This window comes from Type-D symbiont of Plautia stali, assembly GCF_001485335.1.
Classification (GTDB): Bacteria; Pseudomonadota; Gammaproteobacteria; order Enterobacterales; family Enterobacteriaceae; genus Pantoea; species Pantoea vagans_C.
Map to the genome: position 1 here is coordinate 1 of NZ_BBOC01000092.1, position 20,952 is coordinate 20,952.

Annotated in this window: 15 protein-coding genes and 4 pseudogenes; 8 read left to right on the forward strand and 11 right to left on the reverse strand. The window is 53.3% G+C overall.

Annotated elements, in window-relative coordinates; translation table 11 throughout:
- Positions 1 to 2,761 (reverse strand): beta strand repeat-containing protein (locus PSSD_RS21915; RefSeq protein WP_369404316.1); only part of this gene is annotated, 2,761 nt, incomplete at its 3' end.
- A gap of 640 nt (positions 2,762 to 3,401) precedes the next feature.
- Here PSSD_RS21915 and PSSD_RS21920 point away from each other — a divergent pair.
- Positions 3,402 to 4,255: pseudogene (locus PSSD_RS21920) on the forward strand (MFS transporter); the annotation flags it as partial.
- Between the two features lie 145 nt (positions 4,256 to 4,400).
- On the forward strand, positions 4,401 to 5,558 hold the full coding sequence (locus tag PSSD_RS21925) for an alpha-hydroxy acid oxidase (protein ID WP_058973676.1): 1,158 nt from the start codon (positions 4,401 to 4,403) through the stop codon (positions 5,556 to 5,558).
- Positions 5,559 to 5,568: 10 nt separating this feature from the next.
- Here the strand turns inward: PSSD_RS21925 and PSSD_RS21930 are convergent, their stop codons facing one another.
- Together PSSD_RS21930 and PSSD_RS27820 are read right to left on the reverse strand one after the other, a co-directional pair.
- On the reverse strand, positions 5,569 to 6,711 hold the full coding sequence (locus PSSD_RS21930) for a DSD1 family PLP-dependent enzyme (protein WP_058973677.1): 1,143 nt from the start codon (positions 6,709 to 6,711) through the stop codon (positions 5,569 to 5,571).
- Positions 6,708 to 6,854 (reverse strand): annotated as a pseudogene (locus PSSD_RS27820) (serine dehydratase); the annotation flags it as partial. The pseudogene PSSD_RS27820 and the gene PSSD_RS21930, both read right to left, overlap by 4 nt.
- A gap of 107 nt (positions 6,855 to 6,961) precedes the next feature.
- Between PSSD_RS27820 and PSSD_RS21935 the strand changes: the two are divergent.
- Positions 6,962 to 7,585, forward strand: coding sequence for a helix-turn-helix transcriptional regulator (locus PSSD_RS21935; RefSeq protein ID WP_039332938.1), 624 nt, complete (start codon positions 6,962 to 6,964; stop codon positions 7,583 to 7,585).
- Between the two features lie 7 nt (positions 7,586 to 7,592).
- On the opposite strand, the gene arnF is transcribed toward PSSD_RS21935, so the two are convergent.
- From arnF to arnB, 7 genes and pseudogenes are all read right to left on the reverse strand, one after another.
- Positions 7,593 to 7,967, reverse strand: coding sequence for a 4-amino-4-deoxy-L-arabinose-phosphoundecaprenol flippase subunit ArnF (gene arnF / locus PSSD_RS21940; protein WP_058973678.1), 375 nt, complete (start codon positions 7,965 to 7,967; stop codon positions 7,593 to 7,595).
- Entirely contained in the window at positions 7,964 to 8,296 is a 333-nt protein-coding gene (gene arnE, locus PSSD_RS21945; protein ID WP_039332932.1) for a 4-amino-4-deoxy-L-arabinose-phosphoundecaprenol flippase subunit ArnE, read from the reverse strand. The genes arnF and arnE overlap by 4 nt, the downstream gene beginning before the upstream one ends.
- Positions 8,293 to 9,954: a lipid IV(A) 4-amino-4-deoxy-L-arabinosyltransferase gene (gene arnT, locus PSSD_RS21950; RefSeq protein WP_058973679.1), complete on the reverse strand. Its 1,662-nt coding sequence runs from the start codon at positions 9,952 to 9,954 to the stop codon at positions 8,293 to 8,295. The genes arnE and arnT overlap by 4 nt, the downstream gene beginning before the upstream one ends.
- Before the next feature lie 31 nt (positions 9,955 to 9,985).
- Positions 9,986 to 10,870, reverse strand: a complete 885-nt coding sequence (gene arnD, locus PSSD_RS21955) for a 4-deoxy-4-formamido-L-arabinose-phosphoundecaprenol deformylase (protein ID WP_058973680.1) — start codon at positions 10,868 to 10,870, stop codon at positions 9,986 to 9,988.
- Positions 10,867 to 12,846, reverse strand: a complete 1,980-nt coding sequence (gene arnA, locus PSSD_RS21960; RefSeq protein WP_058973681.1) for a bifunctional UDP-4-amino-4-deoxy-L-arabinose formyltransferase/UDP-glucuronic acid oxidase ArnA — start codon at positions 12,844 to 12,846, stop codon at positions 10,867 to 10,869. Before arnA ends, arnD begins: the two co-directional genes overlap by 4 nt.
- Entirely contained in the window at positions 12,843 to 13,829 is a 987-nt protein-coding gene (gene arnC / locus PSSD_RS21965; protein ID WP_058973682.1) for an undecaprenyl-phosphate 4-deoxy-4-formamido-L-arabinose transferase, read from the reverse strand. Before arnC ends, arnA begins: the two co-directional genes overlap by 4 nt.
- 5 nt (positions 13,830 to 13,834) lie before the next feature.
- A pseudogene (arnB, locus tag PSSD_RS21970) lies at positions 13,835 to 14,970 on the reverse strand (UDP-4-amino-4-deoxy-L-arabinose aminotransferase).
- A gap of 525 nt (positions 14,971 to 15,495) precedes the next feature.
- Here arnB and PSSD_RS21975 point away from each other — a divergent pair.
- Positions 15,496 to 15,705, forward strand: a complete 210-nt coding sequence (locus tag PSSD_RS21975; RefSeq protein WP_039332917.1) for a hypothetical protein — start codon at positions 15,496 to 15,498, stop codon at positions 15,703 to 15,705.
- Between the two features lie 23 nt (positions 15,706 to 15,728).
- Here PSSD_RS21975 and PSSD_RS21980 read toward each other — a convergent pair whose 3' ends face one another.
- On the reverse strand, positions 15,729 to 16,874 hold the full coding sequence (locus PSSD_RS21980; RefSeq protein WP_058973683.1) for a phytanoyl-CoA dioxygenase family protein: 1,146 nt from the start codon (positions 16,872 to 16,874) through the stop codon (positions 15,729 to 15,731).
- A gap of 152 nt (positions 16,875 to 17,026) precedes the next feature.
- Here PSSD_RS21980 and PSSD_RS21985 point away from each other — a divergent pair, with 152 nt between their 5' ends.
- From PSSD_RS21985 to PSSD_RS22000, 4 genes and pseudogenes are all read left to right on the forward strand, one after another.
- Positions 17,027 to 18,043 (forward strand): substrate-binding domain-containing protein, encoded by a 1,017-nt coding sequence (locus PSSD_RS21985; RefSeq protein WP_058973684.1) that lies wholly within the window; start codon positions 17,027 to 17,029, stop codon positions 18,041 to 18,043.
- Positions 18,044 to 18,171: 128 nt separating this feature from the next.
- Positions 18,172 to 18,927: a prepilin peptidase gene (locus tag PSSD_RS21990; RefSeq protein ID WP_235589269.1), complete on the forward strand. Its 756-nt coding sequence runs from the start codon at positions 18,172 to 18,174 to the stop codon at positions 18,925 to 18,927.
- A 215-nt stretch (positions 18,928 to 19,142) separates the two neighbouring features.
- Positions 19,143 to 20,525, forward strand: coding sequence for a diaminobutyrate--2-oxoglutarate transaminase (locus tag PSSD_RS21995; protein ID WP_058973686.1), 1,383 nt, complete (start codon positions 19,143 to 19,145; stop codon positions 20,523 to 20,525).
- Between the two features lie 12 nt (positions 20,526 to 20,537).
- A pseudogene (locus tag PSSD_RS22000) lies at positions 20,538 to 20,952 on the forward strand (pyridoxal-dependent decarboxylase); the annotation flags it as partial.

Genomic DNA, 20,952 nt, shown 5'->3' on the forward strand with positions numbered 1-20,952 from the left:
CAATGTTGCTACCCGCGCCAATTACCACCGTGCCGCCATTGCCCGCCTGCGCGCCCACGGCATGATCGCCGTAAAGATTGATGGTGCCGTTTTGGTAGAAGAAACCGAGATCGCCAAACGCCACGCCACCCACTGAAGGCTGCGCAGCACTGGCATTACCTGCGGTGACGTTGATGGTGCCATCGTTGGTGGCACGTGCGGCAACCGAATAACTATACCCTTCCGCGTATATCCCGGTGCTGCCGTTGCTGATCGAGACCGTACCGTTGTTGGTGGCCGTGGCACCCAACGACATTATGCCGGTGGCATTGTTGCCACTCAGGGTAATCGCGCCGTTGTTGATCAACTGCCCCTGACTGCTGGCGATAAAACCAATCTGCTGATCCTGAGTGCCGTTGAGGTTGGCATTGTTAGTTAATAGCGTGTTGGTGTACGGCAGAGAGGTGGAGTTGGTGATATTGCCGGTGAGATCGGTACGATTTCCCTGCACTTGCGCCGCAATACTGTGTACACCGTTCATATTGAGGGTGGTGGCGGCATCAATCGTTCCCTGCGCGGCGCCTTCAATGCGCAAACCGATGCCGTTATCGCCGAGATTAAAGATCGCATTGCCGGTGGTGACCTGGGTGTTGTCACCGCTGCCAATGACCGCAGTTGAGAAGTCACCGTTGGAGCTTAGCATCATGCCGCTGCCATCAAAGCTTGCCCCATCCTGCACGCGGAAAACGGTGGAGTTCGCCCCCGTCACGCCATAGCTGCCGCTAGCAGGCAACGCGATATGGGCGTCAGGACCGATAGTGAGAAAAGTGATTTGATCGGGGCTGCTGTTGCCGGTTGGGATGGCACTTTGTGCGACGTGCACGCTGGCATTGCCTTCTGCACGAATACCGATGGCACCCGCGCCATTTAGGGCGATAGGGCCGCTGATATCGGCAGAAGCCGTGCCACTGCCGCTTCCTTTAACCCACACCGCGTTGTTACGCGTGCCTCCGGCGGCATTTGCGTTACCCGAGATATTCACGGGTCCGGTTGACCAGGCATAAGCCTGATTGCCGTCGTTGGCGGTGACCATCAGGCCCGTGCCATTATCACCGTTGAGGTTGATCACTCCTGCGTTATCGACTTGCCCGCCTCGGCCTGCATCAATGACTTCCAGCCCTGTACCGCGACCGTTAACATCAATTACACCATTGTTGCGGGTCACCGCATCATCTGCACCATTCACGCTGATCGCAGCACCACTTTGCACTTTAGATCCAACGACGATGTGCCCGTTATTAATGACGCTGGAGTTGCCATATTGCAGGATGCCGATCGCACTGCTCAATGGCGTGTCGGTGGTGGCATCGCCAGGCTGATTTTGCGGCGTGCGCCCGAGATAAATCGTGCCATTGTTGGTGAAGGTACTGGTCTCGCCGCTGAGTGCCACGGCCGTACCGCTGTCGTTGCCTCCGACCAGGTTAATCGTACCGTTGTTCACCCCGCTGCTGCTTACCAGGCTGACGGCGGAGCCAGCACTGTTAATGATGCCGTTGTTGATAAAGTGACTGTTGCTGGCATTGACCGCCAGGCCATTGGGACCCAGCGTGCTGCTGTCGATCCCGCTGCCATCCGCGTTATTGAAGAACCCGCTATTGATGACGCCATTGTTAATGCCGCTGCTGCCGTTGGTCAGCACCAGCGCATCGTCATCGGTAAGCCCACTGCCGCTACTGGCTAACTTGCCATTGATGGTCGCGGTGGCACCGTTATCCGCACGCATCGCGCCGCCATTGGCATTCGCCACCTCCAGGGTTTTGCCGGTGGCAACAGAGGCATGTGCATTAGCCCCGTCGGCGCTGAGTACGATACGTTCGCCAATTGGCAGGAAGGCTTCATCTTCATCAGGGGTATTCACGCCCCATACCACCAACCGACTACTCAAGGTGACGGCTTTATTAAATTCGGTATTGTAGTCGGCGCTGCTGATCTGCCCGTTTTGCAGTTGCTCAATTAGCCAGTCATTGTAACTTTGCAGATCCGGTAAAGAAGTGACATTGAAGTTGGTGGTGTCGCCGTAGAGGGTGGTTACGCTGAATGCGCCGTTATAGCTCACAAGATTATTAACGTTCAGGCCCCAGCGTGACACCGCCGGAATCTGTGTGGCGGTAAACGTGATGCGATTATCGCCATCCCAATTCATATTGCCTTTGTTGCTGGCGGTGAATAAGCGGCTCTGTTTCGCTGCCATCTCCCAACCATTTGTGACGGTGCTGGCACCATCCGTACCCAATTGCACATTGATGGTGCCGTTACTCACCGATGCAACGCGAGTATCAATGTACTGCTGATTTTTTACCTCTTCGAAATCGGTTACCACCGTACTGCTGTCTACAGGTGCCAGGCTGCTCAATGCGGCGCTGTTGTAGGTTTGATAGTCGCTGTAAGAGCGATGGTCTTCGTTGGGCACCGATATCGTGTAATCCTGCGCCCCCAGACTCAGGCGAGGTTGACCAAGTACGTTATTGTCCGAGACCAGCCTGCCCTGATCCTGTATTTCACCAATCGTAACCTGTACTTCACCACTTTTGCCCGGCGCAAACTGCGGTAATCCCGTGAGTGATTGCGTGCTGCCATTGCAGACACAAAAGACCCCCACTTTATTGTCATTCTTCGCCGGGTCAAAAGGCTGAATGACTGCGGCAGTGGTCTGTACCACAGGAATGATGATGCCTTGCGCAGCCAGTAAACTTAACGCGAGCGGTTTTAGTTTGAACAACATCCTTTCCTCCAGAGAGAAAATAATATTTTGCGCACGGCAACGCAGCGCCATGCATGACGTTTGAATAAAAGAATGAGGTGAAGCCGGAATAGATAACCTGCTGTGTAGGGTTATCTCATCACTTTGTAAAGAAAACGTCTAGCTGGAGTTAAGGTGATGGATGAAAGTTAAGCCAAATTAGGAATTAGCCGTTTACTTTCAACAGTTAACAACGTTCGAATTTTCAGTATATTTCCATTATGAATCAACGCGATGCAAATTTATTGACAACCACTCATTATTATATCAACCAAGGAATAAATATTGATAACATTTATATGACTCATGAATTAAGAGAGAGGGGAAAAAATTAAAACAGATCCAAGTAATATTTTATTTAAACAATAAAGTAGAATAAATGCAGCGATAAACGAGCTAAATATAATTCATCACAAAGCGGGTTTATTTGAGGCACTCATTAGGTGAGAAGTGAGCTCGAAGATGTGATAAATCAGCCGACTAAAACTGTGATCATCCGCGCAACAAATGACCAAACCTTCTTGTATGGTAGTCTAACATTATAAAACCAAGCAGGATTGTTGTTATGGCATCTTCCACCCTTACCCACACTCAGGCTACCGAAAAAAATCACACCTCATTGAGTTGGGTGCAAATCGGCGCGCCAGTGGGTTTCTTACTGCCGCTGGCCCTGTTCGCCATTCTCAATGCGACGCTGTCTGCTGAACAGATGATGGACTGGGGCTGGCGCGTGCCGTTCCTGTTAAGTGCATTGTTAGTGATTGTCGGCCTGTTTATTCGACTTCGTATTGATGAATCGCCGGTGTTTGCCGCCATCCGCGAAACCAAAGCAGCGGAGTCACGTCCCTTAAAAGAGGTGCTGCGCGGTAATCCCAAATTAGTGGTGAATGGCGTGGCGGCTAAGCTGATCGAAGCCTGTGCCTTTGCGCTGTTTACCGTAATTATTTTGGCGTGGGGCAAATCGAATAATCTCGATTCCGGCATTCTGATGAACAGCATGATTGTGGCGGTGATTCTCGAAGTCTTCGCCATCCCGTTGATGGGGGCGCTATCGGATAAAATCGGCCGTAAACCGGTGTATATGATGGGTGCGCTGCTGATTGTTATCTCGATTGTGCGTTCTTCTATGCCCTGTCGCAAAACAGCTACTGGCTCACACAAATCGCGATGATTGTTGCCCTGACACTGGGACACAGCATGTGTTATGCCCCTCAAGCTTCCTGGTTCCCTGAACTGTTCCCGACCCACATCCGCTGTAGCGGCATTGCGGTGATTTGGCAGATCGGTTCCCTGATCGGCAGCGGCGTGCTCGGCTTAGTGGCGGTTAAAATTCTGCAAATGACAGACGGCCATTGGTATGGGCTGGCCCTGTATGTGGCGGTGCTGGGCGTGATTTCGGTCATTGGCCTGCTGCGTCTGCCGGAAACCGCGCCTGGACGCCGCAACGGAGAATATCATCCCTGGCAGCAGCATTAATCTGTGAATAAGAGCGGCCCCGTGCCGCTCTGCCTGGTTATGCATTAATCAGAATAGCTTTGCCAGTTTCAGCATTTGCTAAAATCACCCGGTGAAATAGCATTCGTTTTCATCATGTTACCTCGCCCCACCGGATTGGTTACCCATGCGCAAACAGTTTGAGCGTTGTCTTTCCCTGAATGACTTCGAAAAATACGCCGTTAAGCGGCTGCCGCACCCGCTTTATGCCTACGTGTCGGGTGGGGTCGAGGACAACCTGGCGCTCCAGCATACGCTGCGATCCTACGCGCGCTACAGCCTGATCCCAGAAAATATGGTGGATGTTTCACACCGCAACACCGAGGTCGAGTTGTTCGGTCATCACTACGCTGCACCAGTGGGCATCGCACCGATGGGTATCTCTGCGATTACCGGGTTTCAGGGTGATATCGCGCTAGCGCGTGCAGCAGCAGAGAAAAACGTGCCCTTTATCATGAGCGGATCGTCGCTGATCCGCCTGGAAGACGTGGCGACCGCGAATCCCAACATGTGGTTTCAGGCTTACCTGCCGAAAACGCTGGCAGAAATTGATGCCTTGATAGATCGGGTACAACGTGCCGCGATCCCCGTTTTGGTGGTCACGGTGGATACCCCCGTCAAAGCCAACCGCGAAAACAATGTGCGCGCCGGTTTTGCTACGCCGTTTCGCCCCAGTCTGGCATTAGCCTGGCAAGGATTGACACATCCTCGCTGGCTCACCGGCACCTTGATAAAAACCTTACTGACCAGCGGCATGCCTTACTTCGAAAATAACAATGCGGTACGTGGCGCACCGCTGTTTTCGAAAAATGCCGTACGCGATTTTAGTGGCCGCAGTCATCTCACCTGGCAGCACATTGAACATATTCGTCAACGCTGGCCCGGCACGATGGTGATTAAAGGCATCCTCAGCCGTAACGATGCGGTGCGCTGCAAAACTATCGGTATAGACGGCATTGTGGTGTCGAACCACGGTGGTCGCCAACTGGACACCGTGATCCCGCCGATTTATGTTTTGCCGGAGATTGTCGAGGCAGCCGGAAACATGACGGTGATGTTCGATAGCGGGATTCGTCGTGGCACCGACGTTATCAAAGCGCTGGCGCTGGGGGCAAAATCTTGCTTTGTAGGACGCCCTTTCAACTATGCCTGTGCGGTGGGTGGGTCAGCGGGTGTCTCATGGGCACTGGATTTGATTATCAATGAGGTCAGCCGCGATTTAGGAATGCTGGGCGCGCCCTCGCTGGCTGACCTTAATCTGCGGCACTTACGCCAGACGAAGTGACGTTGTCACGTCACCAACCGGTGATACGTGTCCAAACGGCTGGCTTTGTACTGTCTGCCTGTAACACCTGATACTGCAGGTGCATAGCGGCGGTGGCGCAAGCGTGATTCGGCAGAATGCGTACCCGCGATCCAATCGGGAAATCGTCAGGCGTCAGGTTGTTGTCCGTGGGTAAGACAATGATGCCATGCTCCTGATTGGTGATACTGAGACACACATCCAGCGGCGCGCCCGCCATATCACACACCAATCCGTAACCGTAATCCACCGGGCCCGTTGCGGTGCCACGATCGCGAGACATCGCCATCCAGCCCGCATCGATAAACACCCAGTTTTTCTCAACGTTATGCCCAATGACGGTACTGACCACGGATAGCGCGATATCGTCTTTCTGACAAACGCCGACGTTGTGCATCACCAGGTCAAAGGCAGTAAACACACCTGCTCGCACCTCGCTGATCCCTGCCAAATCCTCGGCATAATGCGCCGTAGGCGTTGCTCCGACACTGAGGATCGGGCACGCAATGCCCGCTGCACGCACCCTGCTACCCGCCAGACGGATGGCGTCACACTCCGCATGCGCGGCAGCGCGGATCTGTTCCGGGTTCCGGCAACTGTAGGATTCCCCGGCATGTGCCAGCAATCCCGCTACCGTTGCGCCCTTGCCTTCTAACTGCTGTGCCAATGCCACCAGCCTGTCGCTTTCCGGTGGAAGACCGCCACGGTGACCATCGCAGTCGATCTCAATAAACACCGAGAAAGTGACATGATGCGCGGCGGCATAATCCACTACCGCCTGTGCCTGCTGCGGCGTATCGAGCAAAATGTGTAGATTCACCCCTTGCTGGATCAGGCGGGCAACACGAGCCAGCTTGTGAGGTGCAATGCCCACAGCATACAGCAAATTATGATAACCCGCCGCGGCAAAGCCTTCGGCTTCGGCCAGCGTTGACACCGTGGCCGGATGTGCCGCATCCGCCAGTAACCTTGATGCAGCCTCTACCGAACGTAACGTCTTAAGATGCGGACGCACCACGCTGCCAAGCCGGGCAATGCGGCTATAAAGCCGATCCACATTGCGCTGAAAGCGGGTCTCGTCGATGAGTAAATATGGGGTTTCAATCTGTTCTAACCACTCAGGAAGTCCTGTCACGCCTTGCTCCTTGTCAGAAATTCGCCATAGCGGTCGAGATCAACGTTACCGCCACTGATAATGATGCCGAGGCGCTTGTCCACAAAACGTTGTGGATTCGCGCGCACCGCCGCCAGCCCCCAGCAGCCCATTGGTTCAACCACCTGCCTCGTAAGATAAGAGCGCTTATGGCAGCACCAGCAAGTTTTGCATTGGATTGACAAAATATATAAAATTAGACAATTCTTCCAGTCTATTTGTAATCTGATTTATGAACGTTCGAAATAATGCCTTGCTGCTTGAACAACTCAACACCATCGCCGAGGGGTTGAGCGCGACTTTCGCCCCTTTTTGTGAGGTGGTGGTCCACGATCTGCAAAATCCAGAGCACGCAATTCTGGCTATTCATAACAACCTTTCCGGGCGAGAAGTCGGTGAACCCAGCACAGAGATGGGACTGGCGCGCATCGCTTCACCTGAGTTTCCGGCTATCGTGGCTAACTATGCCAATCAACTGGCCGATGGTCGTCCGGTGAAAAGCACCTCAATTGGTATTAAAGACGAAGACGGGGATTATGTTGCGGCACTCTGTATGAATGTGGATATGACGCTATTCCGCGGCATGCAAAGCGCGCTGGCGCAGTTTACACAACTGGCGAGTAATGCGGTGCAAGAGACCATTGAACCCGCCGGTGCGCAGGCGTTAAGAGCGAAGATTGATCATTTTGCTGCCCGACTCGCCACAACACCGCGCGCACTGAAAGCCGCTGAGCGCAAACAGCTGATGGCTGAGTTGCGCGATAGCGGCTTGTTGGAAATGAAAAAGTCGATGGACCTGATTGCGCAGCAGTTGGGCGTGTCGCGCGCGTCGGTTTACCTGTACGCGAAAGAGTAGCTGGTATTCAGCGCTTGCGCGGTAACGAGACGCACAACAGCCCGAAAACAATCAGCACCACGCCAGCAAAACTGCTCCAGCGGAATGGCTCATTAAACCCCGGGAGCGAAATAGCCGCCAGCCACACCAGCACATAACTCAGACTCAACAGCGGATAGAGCCGATTCAGCGGCAGATGGCGTAAGGCTAACATCCAACAGAGCATAGAGAGTGCATAGGCTCCCAGCCCCAGGCACAGCAACATCAAGGGCTGCAGATGTTGCCAAATCTGTGGGCTGAGCAGCTCAGCGAGAGGTGGAAAATGCAGCATCGCCGCTCGTAGCACCAGCTGTGCGCAAGACACCAGTAAGACGCTGCACAGCGCGAGGATCACCCCTTTCATAGATGACTCCCCATCAGCGCGACACCTGCAACAATCGCCAGGGTGCCGAACCACTGCTGCAATGAGTAGGTTTCACGCCAGATCAGCCGTGCGGCAATCGCCACCAGCACGAAGTTGAGGCTGAGCATCGGATAGGCCACACTCACGGGCACCACGCGCAACACGATCAGCCACAGCAGCATCGCTACACCGAGCAAAAAAATGCTCAGCGCAATCCACATGATCAGCTTTTTCTTGCCCTGTCGGGTGCCGAGGTACGCCGCCTGCTTTTGACACAGCTGGGCAGCGCAGCTCAACAGACTCACCAGAAGAATGAGCAGCAAACTCATGGTTTCGCGTCGTAACCGTAATAGACCAGACGCCCCTGGCGATAGACATCGTCTGGAGTCGGCAATGAGGGATCCGGCTCCTTCTCGCCTGAGTTCAACATCATCACCAGTGACACTTTCCCCTGGCGACGATGTTCGCGCAGCCAGTCCGCAAAAGCTGGACCATCAACATAACGCGTTTGCGCATCGGGATAGCTAAGGCCATATTGCAATTCCCCTTTTGCGTCATAGAAGGTGATATCACTGCGTTTTACTTCCCACGCCACGGCAGCGGCGATGCCCGGATTGTCGGCCAACACGTAACGACTATCGACCAGTTGATTATGCACGGCACTGACAAAGTTCTGTGGCTGTTTAGAATCACGCACCTTTTGTGGAATGGCAAATCCCACCAGCAGTGCCAACATCAACGGACAGAGCGCAGCCAACTGCCAGCGACAGTGGCCAGGCTTCAGACTCAGCCAGCCCATCACACCCCAGCCGGCAAACGCTAATGCACCACAGATAACACGAACGGTTTCATCACTGCTATAAACCGGACGATGCGACAGCCCCCATGGTGCAATGACCCCCAGCACTACAATGGTCGTGACGACACCAAACAGTAGGTTGATCCAACCATTCACTTTGAACACCCTGGCAAGCTTCGCTGATCCGCTGTGCGCATAGTGCGCCATCAGCAGTGCCAGCGGTGCAAAGCAAGGCAGAATGTAGGTCGGCAATTTTCCTTTGGCGATACTGAAGAAAAGCAGCGGCAGCAACACCCAACTCAGCAAATAGACAGCCCCCGCATGCTGACTGCGCTGACGCCACGCGCCCACTAAGGAACCCGGCAACAGTGCCAGCCAGGGTAAGCAACCCGCCAGCAGCACCGGCAAGTAGTACCAGAATGGCGCTTTGTGCTGGGCATCTTTCTCCGCAAAGCGTTGGATATGTTCTACCCAGAAGAAGTAATGCCAGAAATCCCCTTCCTGACGATTAATCGCCAGCGCCCATGGCGCACTCAGCAGTGCAGCCACCACAATAGTTAATGGACCCCAACGCAACAGTTCACCAAAGCGACCTTGCCAGATGGCCCACGGCAAAATAGCCAGAACCGGTACCGCCAATGCCAGGAAGCCTTTGGTCATAAAGCCCATGGCGCAAGCCGCGCCGAGCAAGACATAACCGAGTAAACGCTGTTGAGTATTGGTGGCCTGAGCAGCCAGCCAGTAACTGCACATCGCCGCCACCAGCCACAACAGCAGGATGGGATCGAGCACCGCGTAAGTCCCGATCCCATACACCAGCAGCGAAGTCATAAAGATCACGCTGGCCGTCAGGGCGATCTTACGGCTGGCAAACATCTGGTTGCCCAGCCAGTAAATCAACAGCGCACTGATCGAAGTGCAGAAAATAGAACCCGCGCGCACGCCGAAGTTGCTATGACCAAACAGCAGTTGGCCAATATTATTGACCCAATATCCAGCGATCGGCTTCTCGAAATAGCGTAAATCAAAGAAGTGCGGCACCACCCAATTGCCATTCACCAGCATTTCACGGCTTATCTCGGCATAGCGGGTTTCATCCGGCTGCCATAAGGCGCGGAATTCAATGGGGATGAGGTAGTAGAGTGCGAAAAGCGCTAACAGCAGCGCCGTTTTGGTACCTGTACGCATCCGTGGTTCCTGTTTAGTTTCCTGTTAACACTCAGGCCTGGCAGCCCAGCCAGCCTTCTCGTCCGGGGATATGCCCACGCACCAGATTGCCTTGTGGTAGCGTGCTGAGATCTTCAGGTAATAGTTCACTGAGCGGACAAAAGTGAATGCCATGCTGCTTCGCGCGCGTCAGCAATTCGCCAAAAGCTTGTGAGCCGACAATGCCTTCCACTTCAGCGTGAATGGTGTAAACCGGCGCACCTTCAGCAGCTAACATCTGTTCGAGGATGAAGTCATTAAAGCCTGCCGCACTCACAGATTGACCGACCACTTCGTCCCAGGTTGGCAGTGTCACCGGGATTTGCACTGTGCCCAGGCTGCCATCCCGCAGACGCGGTAGAAACGGCCCCGTACCGCGGCAGTCGCTGTTGTAGCTGAAACCAAATCGTTGCTTGGCCGCCACCACGCGGCCATCGGCACGCCATCCCGCCACGGCCGAGCAAGTGACATTGTCACCGACAATCGATTCCAACGCCTTTTTGCCGCGGGCGATCTGCTCCAGCAACTTCTCTTCTGGCCATACGCCTGCCCAGGTTTGCCAGGCAAAGTGGTCCCACGCATGCAGCCCGACTTCATGGTGGTCCGCCGTGGCGCTGATGATCTCTTCCAACCCGCGACCAATTTCACGCCCTGGCCATGCAGTACCCGCGAGTAAAATATCCCAGCCGTAGAGGGAAGCTGCGCGCGAGCGCAGCATTTTCCATAAGAAGCGCGGCTTCATCAGGCGCCACAAGTGGCGCCCCATGTTGTCCGGCCCTACGCTGAAGAAGAAACTGGCCTGCAACTGGTGCAGGCTGAACTGTTCCAACAATGCCGGGACGCCGAGTTTGGTTCCACGCCAGGTATCAACATCTACGCGCAAACCAATTTTCTTCATGGCTTATCCTGCAGCTCAACGGTGCGCAGGAAGAAGTCCAGCGTATTATCAATGGTGGTATCCATCTCAACGGTTGGCGTCCAGTCCAGCAGACGACGCGCATTTTTGATGGCTGGCTTACGGTGTTCTACGTCCTGATAACCTTTGCCGTAATAGCTGCTGCTCTCCACTTCACGGAAGCCGGCAAACGGCGGGAAGCGATCGCGCAGAGGATGACGTTCAAAGCTGGCCAACAGGCGTTCTGCCAGCTCTTTAATGCTGGCTTCGTTATCCGGGTTACCGATGTTCACGATCTGACCATCACAGTTATTGCCTTTGTTCTCAATGATGCGGAACAAGGCTTCAATACCGTCACGGATATCGGTAAAGCAGCGTTTCTGCGCGCCACCGTCGATCAGTTTGATCGGCGAACCTTCCACCAGATTAAGAATCAGCTGGGTGATGGCGCGCGAGCTGCCGATACGGGCTGCATTCAGGTTATCCAGACGCGGTCCCATCCAGTTAAACGGACGGAACAAGGTGAAGCGCAGCCCCTCTTTTTCACCGTAAGCCCAGATCACGCGGTCCAGCAGCTGTTTGGAGACGGAATAGATCCAACGTTGCTTGTTGATCGGTCCCACCACCAGATTGGAGTGATCTTCGTCGAAATGTTTATCGGTGCACATGCCGTACACTTCCGACGTAGACGGGAAGATGATGCGCTTTTTGTATTTCACGCAGTCACGAATGATTTTCAGGTTCTCTTCAAAGTCGAGTTCGAATACGCGCAGTGGATTACGGGTGTACTCGATGGGTGTGGCAATCGCCACCAGCGGCAATACCACATCACATTTCTTGATGTGATACTCAATCCATTCTGAGTGAATGCTGATATCACCTTCAACAAAGTGGAAGCGCGGTTGATCGAGGAAACGACTGATGGCATCAGAACCAATATCCAGGCCGTAAACTTCGAAGTTGTCATCCTGCAACAGACGCTCGGTCAAATGGTTACCGATGAAACCGTTAACGCCAAGGATCAGCACACGAGTACGACGCTTGACCGCAGCAACCGGCTGCGAATAGAGCAGCGCACCCGGCACCATTCCCAGGCTTTGTGCCAGTTGTGTACCGTTCATGTACACACCGTTTTCACTTTGACCGGTCACCACTTCCAGTGCGCCTTCACCGCAGGCAATCAGGAAAGGTTCAACGGAGAGCACCGTACCCGGTTTCGCTGCAGGCGCATCAGCATGAACGCGCCCTTTCCACACCACGAATTTGACCGTACCAGCAAATGCAAACGCGCCCGGCCATGGGTCGGTCACCGCACGCACCAGGTTATTGATGGTTTGCGCGGGTTGCTCCCACTTAATGCGACCATCTTCCGGCGTGCGACGTCCGACGACAGTCGCCTGACTGTGATCCTGAGGAGTTGCGGCGATCTCACCGCGCTTCATCGCGGGCAGCGCCTGTTCCAGCACTTGTGACGCGCAGGTCACCAGTTTGCGATGCAGCGTCAGGGCATTGTCTTGCTCTTCAATCGCAACACGCTGTTGCGCCACGATATCACCCGCATCCGCACGTTTTACCATGCGATGCAACGTCACGCCGGTTTCTTTCTCACCGTTTACCAGCGCCCAGTTGAGCGGTGCGCGACCACGGTATTTTGGCAGCAGTGAACCATGCAGGTTAAAGGCGCCAAGACGCGCGCTGCTGAGGATGCTGTCATTTAGCAGGTTACGGTAGTAGAACGAGAAGATGTAATCCGGGGCCATGGTTTTAATACGATCAACCCACAGCGGATGGTTTGCGTCTTCCGGTGCATAAACCGGAATGCCCTGCTCAGCCGCCAGACGCGCCACTGAACCAAAGAAATTATTTTCCCCTGCGGAGTCCGCATGGGTGAAGATCGCGCTGATTTCAAAACCTGCGTTCAACAGCGCAGTAATGCCTGCACAGCCCATATCGTGATAGGCGAAGACGATAGTTTTCATTGCTCAATTTCCTGTACAGATGAGGCATCTTTCTGCGAGTTAATAACACGTTGTATGAAATAGCGCGGACGGGCGCGTACATCGTTATAAATTCGGCCGATATATTCGCCGAGTAAGCCCATTCCGATGAATTGCGCGCCGACGAAGATAAACAGCACCGCAAACAGCATGAACACGCCATCTCCGGCCCAATCTGCACCGAGGAACAGACGCAACACAATCAACACCAGTGAGAAGGCAAAACCGGCTAACGCAATCAGGCTGCCGACAATGCTCAGCAGGCGCAGCGGCGTAGTGGTCAGGCAGGTCACCAGGTCATACATCAGGTTAATCAGCTTCATAAAGCTGTATTTCGAATCACCAAATTCACGCTCCGCATGCGCCACCGGTAATTCGATAGTGCGCCGGGCAAAGGTATTGGCGAGAATGGGAATAAAGGTGCTGCGCTCATGGCAGTTGAGCATCGCATCAACAATGTGACGACGGTAAGCACGTAACATGCAACCGTAATCCCCCATTGCCTTGCCCGTCACTTTCTGAATAAGTTGGTTGATGGTGCGTGAGGCGCGACGACGGAACCAGCTATCCTGACGGTTCTGACGGACCGTGCCGACCACGTCATAACCCTGTTGGGCGGCTCTTACCAGATTCGGGATCTCTTCCGGTGGATTCTGCAAATCAGCATCCAGGGTGATAATCAAATCACCTGAGACATGGTTAAATCCGGCCATGATCGCCGAGTGCTGACCATAGTTACGGTTCAACAAAACGCCTACCACGTGGCTGCCGGGCATATCCGCCGCATCGGCAATCATCTCGCCTGAGCGGTCACTGCTGCCGTCATCCACCAGCAAAATTTCGTATTCCAGATTCAGTACTGCACAGGCCGCATCGGTGCGACGCACCAGTTCCGGCAGGCTCTCCTCTTCGTTGAAGACCGGGATCACCACGGACACTTTACGAATGGCTTGTTCTTCCAACATCTCAATCAAACTCCAGCGATCTGACGCAGTGCGGTAATGACGCGTGTGACGTCTTCGTCACGCATGTCAGGAAACAACGGTATTGAACAAATTCGATCGCTATTCCATTCCGTATTCGGCAGGGAAAGTTGCGGGTAACGTTCGCGGTAATATTTATGGGTATGGGCAGCACGGAAGTGCAAGCCAGTGCCAATATCCTGCGCTTTCAGCGTTTCCATTAACGCATCACGACTCATCCCGCATTCGGCTTCATCAACACGAATGATGAACAGATGCCACGCATGTTGATGCGGCCAGGCGGGCTGCGCCAGAGGCAGGAACGGCATATCCGCTAACTCGGTCAGATAACGCTGCGCAATCTCAGCACGGCGTGCATTAATCTCCGCCAGCTTGTTGAGTTGCACCAGCGCAATCGCCGCACTGATATCAGGCAGATTGTATTTAAAGCCCGGCATAATCACTTCTGCCTGGGGCTTACGGCCGTGGGTATGGCGGTCGTAGGCATCAACGCCTAAACCGTGGAATTTAAGACTGCGCATGCGGTCAGCCAGCTCAGCATCATCGGTGACGATGAGGCCGCCTTCGGCGCAGGTCATGTTCTTGATGGCATGGAAGGAAAAATGGCGGTGCCTTGGTTTCCGACATGCTGCCCTTTGTAATAACAACCCGCTGCGTGTGCTGCGTCTTCTATTACGGCAATACCGTGTCGCTCGCCCAAGGCGCGAATCGCGTCAATGTCGGCGGGCGCACCGGCGTAATGCACCGGAATTATGGCGCGAGTACGCGGCGTAATGGCTGCTTCAATCTGTTCTGGCGTGACCATCAACGTATCGCGATCGATATCGATCATCACCGGCGTGGCACCCAACAACGTGATGATATTGATGGTGGAGACCCACGTCAGCGAAGGTGTGATCACTTCATCACCCGGCTGAATATTCAACGCCAGAAGCGTGACGTGCATGCCTGCCGTGGCAGAACTGACAGCAATCGCATGTTGATTGCCGGTTAACTGGCAAAAGGCTTGTTCCAGCGCCGCATTTTTGGGGCCAGTGGTGATCCAACCTGACTCAAATACCTCTTTTACAGCCGATAACTCTTCCTCGCCCAAAGCGGGGCGCGAGAATGGAAGAAAAGTCATAAGTTTACCTTAACGTTTGACGCCTAAAGTTGCCTGCAATAGGACCAGTTGCAGTGTGCAGTTATCTAGTTCCTTAAAAACATTCAGTAACTTGCTGTTTAACCGTAGATTAAGCGGATACATTCCGGTAGCACGAAGTGTTAATTTTTAATCTATCGCAAAAAACTTAAGCACACCTGTCTTATTGCTCGTAGAACAAAATACGGCGGAAAACTTAACTCAACATTAAATGGCTAATGCGCAAGTTGGCTTTTTTCTTAAATGTTGAAGATTGGTAGAAGATTTTCCATCGTTGTTTCATTGCGCTATTTAGCCGTCACCAAAGTTTCATCAAGATGACCAGTTGCCTGCAACGTTGCGTTTGCTGCTTTGTTAAACGGGTGGTGTGCGGAGAGATTGATGACGGAAAAATGACAAGGAAACAAACTGTTAGTGCTTAACCTGCACGGTTCTTAAGGTTAAGCTAATATTCAAACCATACTCTATGTCGGGATATTGACGCATTGACGAACGGAGGGTATCGCGATGAATACGGGAGCGGACAGACTTTCACAGGCTGCACTGCGCCGCCATCATATTGGGGTCAAGACCAAGGGTTTACGCTTTCGCGGTGACCTGTATGTATTCCGCTATAACGCGGGCCATTATGATGTGTTTCTCAATAATGACCGCGTTATGTCACTGGCAACCAGCAATGTGCAGGAAGCCATTCAAATGTTTAAACAGCAGTCATAAGCCACTGACTGCTGTTTGTTGATTCAGGCTTTGCGCCGCTCGGTGTGCGCATCCAGCGCTGAATTAAATTCTGCTTCGCTCCAATTACTCCGTAATGCCTCTTTAACCAACTGCTGCTGCGTTTTGGGCACCAATCCCCCCACCGGTGGGTCCGTATCCAGATTTGTCGGGAATGAATAGCCACGCGCGGCCACCGCAATGGCCGCCTCCAGCTCCACTTCACTCAACGCACTGCGGCTTAATATCGGGTAAACCCACTTAAGGATTTGCTCATGGTTGACTTCCTCCATGGGCACGCCAAAGGCCGAGGAGACCTGCAACAGATTGGCCGTGCGGATATGATCCTGTGTGGTGTTGTTACCCGCTGCATGGAACAGTGCGGGATTGAAGAACAGCCCATCGCCCTTCTGCAATGGCAATTGCACAAAATTATCAGCAAAGTATTGCGCGAACTCCGGACGACGATAGGCGATATAGCCCATCTCATACTGATGTGACCACGGCAGCAGTCTGGTCGGGCCTGAGGCCAGCGGCATATCACTGTGCGCCACCGCACCTTGAAGCGTCAGATATTGAGACAAAATCTGCACGGGGATGGGAAATTCTGCCGCGAAGGCGCTTTGCTGGAAACCAAGATGATAATCGCGATGCGCCTGCTGCGCTTCACCACCCGGTCGTACCTGGTTTACCTGTGAGGTCATACTCCACGCCGGACCGAGCCATGCCTGGCAAATCAGCCCTAACGTCGGATTGGCGTAATAGTCGATAAAGACCTGCGGATTAACTTCAGCTAACTTTTGCAGCGCATTCCAGATACGGCCATTGTTACCCGCTTTAGAGAAGTGATCGGCCTGGACCTTGGACTTCGCTTCTTCATGCATGATCGCTTCAAACGCTTGAGAGGCACGATCCACACAGTGCGTATCCGCATACAATCCACGCACCACTAGTACGCCGGGGCCATAGGAGAGTGCTTTGTGTAACTCACTCAGCACCGCTTTTTTGTCCGTGAGCGCTGCATCGTCCAACACGTCCCGATCATAAATCAGTACTTCTGAAACGATCTCCGTGGCCAATGGATAATCGGCGCCATCCACCTTTTGTGCACAGAATGTGCGTAAGTCATCCAGATTAGCCTGATCTTCATTTACAAAATAATGTGATGTCATGATGACCTCATTTTCATATCGGTTTGCAGGGTAAGTTCTATCGTTATGTACACTCGCAGAAATGCACTGCAGTGCGTTGTTACCCGACAAATTAGCAGCTACATTACGTTAACAAAACATCAAAAACACCTCATAAAAACCTCACCAAACTTATGGCAAAATTTACCTTAAAGCAGATCGCCGCACAGTCGGGTTTAAGTCTCGCCACGATCGATCGTGCTTTGCATAAACGGGGGAAAGTCCACCCGCAAACCGAACATCGCATACAACAAGCTATCGCCGATCTCGACCTGCTGCGCAAAACCGGCCTCGCCCAGGGACGGACACTCTATTTCGATATCATCATGCATACCCCTAATCGTTTCAGTGAGTTGGTGCGTGAAGCCTTTAGCAGCCAAATTTCGAGTTTTGGTGCCTTTCGTCTGCAATTACGCTTCCATTGTCAGGAAACCATGACGGTTGAGGAAGTGGATGCGCTACTGAAAAAATGCGCCTTAAACAGCCACGGCATCATCCTTAAAGCCACCCATGATGAGCGATTGTTGCCCACCCTGGAGCAACTCAGTAAACAACGTATTCCAGTGGTGACCGTTGTCACCGATATGCCCACCAGCAATCGCCTGCGCTATATCGGCATGGACAATGCCAGTGCGGGAAAGGCAGCGGCCTTTCTCATGTCTAAATGGCTTAGGGCGGATATGGCGTACATTGCCGCGATTACCGGCAGCGAGGCGTTTATTGGCGAACAGGAACGAATTGATGGATTTGTCACGGGGATGGCGCAGTTCGCTCCGCAACATCAAGTCGCGGTGGTTGCTGGAGGTTTTGGCATCGACCAACAGATGTACAGCTGTGTTAGTGACTTTTTGACACAGCATCCCGAGATCAACGCGGTATACACCGTGGGTGGGGGAAATGCCGGGATTTTACGGGCTTTCGACGAGCACAATATTAAGATCGAGACCTTCATAGGACACGATCTTGACCGTGAAAATCGGGCGTTGATGCAGGCTGGTAGGATCGATGCGTTGATCGACCACAACCTGCAACTCGATGCGCAGCACGCATTTCGCGCACTGCTGGAGTATCACGGCTTTTTACCGCAGCGCGAACATGTCGCGCCCTATTCTCGCATCAACATCATTACTCGCTTCAATATGTACAGCTGATGACGGGAACAGGCTCGAAAATCCGAATGAAAGTGCTTGAAACACGTCTATGCTGCTCGCGCACTCGCCCAGCCCGGCGTAGGTTTGAGCGGATAAATCGGGAATAAAGGGCGTGTTCAATGGATTGGATGTTATGGCTGATTGCTATCGTGGTGGCTCTGAGCGTGGGCAGTTTTATTAACGTCGTGGTGTATCGTCTCCCGACACAGATAGTCAACCCAGAGCACAGCATCAGTGTGTGGCGTCCACGTTCGCACTGTGTCGTCTGTAAACAGGTTCTGGGCTGGCGTGACATCTTACCGGTGGTGAGTTGGCTGTTGCTGCGGGGTCGCTGTCGTTTCTGTCAATGCGCAATCAGCGCGCGTTATCCAGGCGTCGAAATCGCCAGCGCACTCTTTTGCCTGACGATGTTTGTTCTGCTTCCCGTCGATCGACCTTTGGCCGCTACGCTCATGCTGTTTTGGCTACTGTTGACCCTCTCCCTGATCGACATTGATCATCTTTTGTTGCCAGATGTGATCACCCAGCCTTTGCTGTGGCTTGGGCTATTATTAAAAGCTGTGGAATGGATCCCCGGTTCGCTATCCGACGGCGTTTTTGGTGCCATTTTGGGTTATGGCGCACTGTGGTGCATGGCGACAACCTATCAATGGATAAAAGGTATTCCCGCTCTGGGAATGGGCGACACAAAACTTGTGGCGGCTTTAGGCGCATGGCTAGGTTGGACGCTGTTACCGTTGATGCTTTTACTGGCCTGTAGCGGGGCAATTTTAGCGATTTTTATCGGCAAAATGTGTGTGCATCGTGACCTCCATCAGCCCCTTGCATTTGGCCCCTGGATCGCCTTAGCGGCTATAAGTCTTTTTATTAACACGATTATTTAACAACCCATTCATAGGCTGGCGCTAAAATAGCCGCCCAATTAGTGGCCAACGCCCTGATTCCTATATGAAAAGAATAAACAATTCTAAACAAAATTAATCATTGTGATGTACGTCAAAAGGCTCTATATTGGCCGCGTTTTTTCAACCACTGATACTTTTTTGTTCAACTAGTCGACCGGCCAGCCTGTGTGAGCCCCGGTTGAAGGAGAGATATGATGACGGATAAAGTCCGTATTGATAATTTTGGTGCCAACGCATTCAACGGAAACAACGACGCTTTCTTGGCCCGTCAGGCTGAGTTTGAATCTAACGTCAGGAGTTACCCGCGCAAGTTGCCTTTAGCGATCGCTAAAGCCAATGGCGTGTGGATCACAGATGTTGAGAATAAACAATATCTTGACTGTCTGGCTGGCGCAGGGACGCTGGCACTTGGTCACAACCATCCTGATGTTCTGCAGAGCATCCAAAATGTCATTACCAGCGGCTTGCCGTTACATACTCTTGATCTGACGACACCTCTGAAAGATCAATTCTCTGAGTCACTGCTCTCGCTGCTGCCTGGTCAGGGTAAAGAGTATTGCCTGCAGTTCACCGGTCCTTCCGGTGCGGATGCGGTTGAAGCCGCGCTGAAGCTGGCGAAAAAAGTCACCGGCCGTAGCGGCGTGATCAGCTTCTCTGGCGGTTACCATGGTATGACTCATGGTGCATTGGCTGTCACCGGCAACCTCTCGCCGAAAGAAGCAGTTAACGGCATGATGCCAGAAGTGCAGTTCATGCCTTACCCGCATCTGTATCGTTGCCCGCTGGGCCTTGGTGGTGAAGCTGGCGTTAAAGCGCTGACCTACTACTTCGAAAACCTGATCAACGACGTTGAAAGCGGCGTACGCAAGCCTGCTGCTGTTATCCTGGAAGCGGTTCAGGGTGAAGGCGGCGTGAACCCGGCTCCGGTCGAGTGGCTGCAGCGCATCCGTAAAGTGACTCAGGAACATGGCATTCTGCTGATCCTGGACGAAGTTCAGGCTGGCTTTGCCCGTACCGGTAAATTCTTCGCCTTCGAACACGCTGGCATTGAGCCAGACATCATCGTGATGTCAAAAGCTGTGGGCGGCGGTCTGCCACTGGCAGTTCTGGGTATCAAAAAGCAGTTCGATGCCTGGTCACCTGGCCACCACACCGGCACCTTCCGCGGCAACCAGCTGGCTATGGCTACCGGTCTGGCAACGCTGAAAGTCCTGACCGAGCAGAACATCGCCGGTAAAGTGGCTGAGCAAGGCGAATGGCTGAAGGCGCAGTTGGCTGAGATGCAGAAACGCTTCCCGGTGATTGGCCACATTCGCGGCTTGGGTATGATGATCGGTATCGAGATCGTGAAACCAAACGAAGTGGCTGATCATATGGGCAGCCTGCCAGCAGATGGCGAGCTTTCTGCCTTGCTGCAGAAGAAATGTTTCGAAGCAGGTCTGATTCTGGAGCGTGGCGGTCGTCACGGTGCGGTACTGCGTCTGCTGCCGTCACTGCTGATCACCAACGAAGAGCTGGCGATTTTCCTGGATAAATTTGAGCAGGCGCTGATTGGCGCTGGCGTCAAACCTGTTTGATTGGAAGAGTACATGTCTGAAGTAAACCCGATTCTGGCCGCCTCTGCACAGAGCATTGAGGCGTACCAGCAGGCGATTGCCCAAAGCAGCGCCGCGGTTGTGCAGTGGCTGCAACAGCCTGAGATGTATCAAGGCAAAACGGTTGCCGAACTGCGCGAGCGTATCACGCTCGACTTCAATCCAAACGGACTGGGTAACCAGGCCGCGATTGAACGCGCGATTGAGTATTTCCTGAAAGACAGCCTGTCAGTGCACCATCCACAATGTGTGGCGCACCTGCACTGCCCTAGCCTGGTCGTTAGCCAGGCGGCAGAAGTGCTGATCAACGCCACTAACCAGAGTATGGACTCCTGGGATCAGAGCCCTTCTGCCACCATCATTGAGGTCAAACTGATCGACTGGTTGCGTGCGCAGGTGGGTTATCCAG

Excerpts from the sequence above, each read along its gene's own strand:
- PSSD_RS21925 (WP_058973676.1), top strand. The coding sequence starts at position 4,401 with ATGCGCAAACAGTTTGAGCGTTGTCTTTCCCTGAATGACTTCGAAAAA.
- PSSD_RS21935 (WP_039332938.1), top strand. The coding sequence starts at position 6,962 with ATGAACGTTCGAAATAATGCCTTGCTGCTTGAACAACTCAACACCATC.
- arnF (WP_058973678.1), bottom strand. The coding sequence starts at position 7,967 with ATGAAAGGGGTGATCCTCGCGCTGTGCAGCGTCTTACTGGTGTCTTGC.
- arnE (WP_039332932.1), bottom strand. The coding sequence starts at position 8,296 with ATGAGTTTGCTGCTCATTCTTCTGGTGAGTCTGTTGAGCTGCGCTGCC.
- arnT (WP_058973679.1), bottom strand. The coding sequence starts at position 9,954 with ATGCGTACAGGTACCAAAACGGCGCTGCTGTTAGCGCTTTTCGCACTC.
- arnD (WP_058973680.1), bottom strand. The coding sequence starts at position 10,870 with ATGAAGAAAATTGGTTTGCGCGTAGATGTTGATACCTGGCGTGGAACC.
- arnA (WP_058973681.1), bottom strand. The coding sequence starts at position 12,846 with ATGAAAACTATCGTCTTCGCCTATCACGATATGGGCTGTGCAGGCATT.
- arnC (WP_058973682.1), bottom strand. The coding sequence starts at position 13,829 with ATGTTGGAAGAACAAGCCATTCGTAAAGTGTCCGTGGTGATCCCGGTC.
- PSSD_RS21975 (WP_039332917.1), top strand. The coding sequence starts at position 15,496 with ATGAATACGGGAGCGGACAGACTTTCACAGGCTGCACTGCGCCGCCAT.
- PSSD_RS21980 (WP_058973683.1), bottom strand. The coding sequence starts at position 16,874 with ATGACATCACATTATTTTGTAAATGAAGATCAGGCTAATCTGGATGAC.
- PSSD_RS21985 (WP_058973684.1), top strand. The coding sequence starts at position 17,027 with ATGGCAAAATTTACCTTAAAGCAGATCGCCGCACAGTCGGGTTTAAGT.
- PSSD_RS21990 (WP_235589269.1), top strand. The coding sequence starts at position 18,172 with ATGTTATGGCTGATTGCTATCGTGGTGGCTCTGAGCGTGGGCAGTTTT.
- PSSD_RS21995 (WP_058973686.1), top strand. The coding sequence starts at position 19,143 with ATGACGGATAAAGTCCGTATTGATAATTTTGGTGCCAACGCATTCAAC.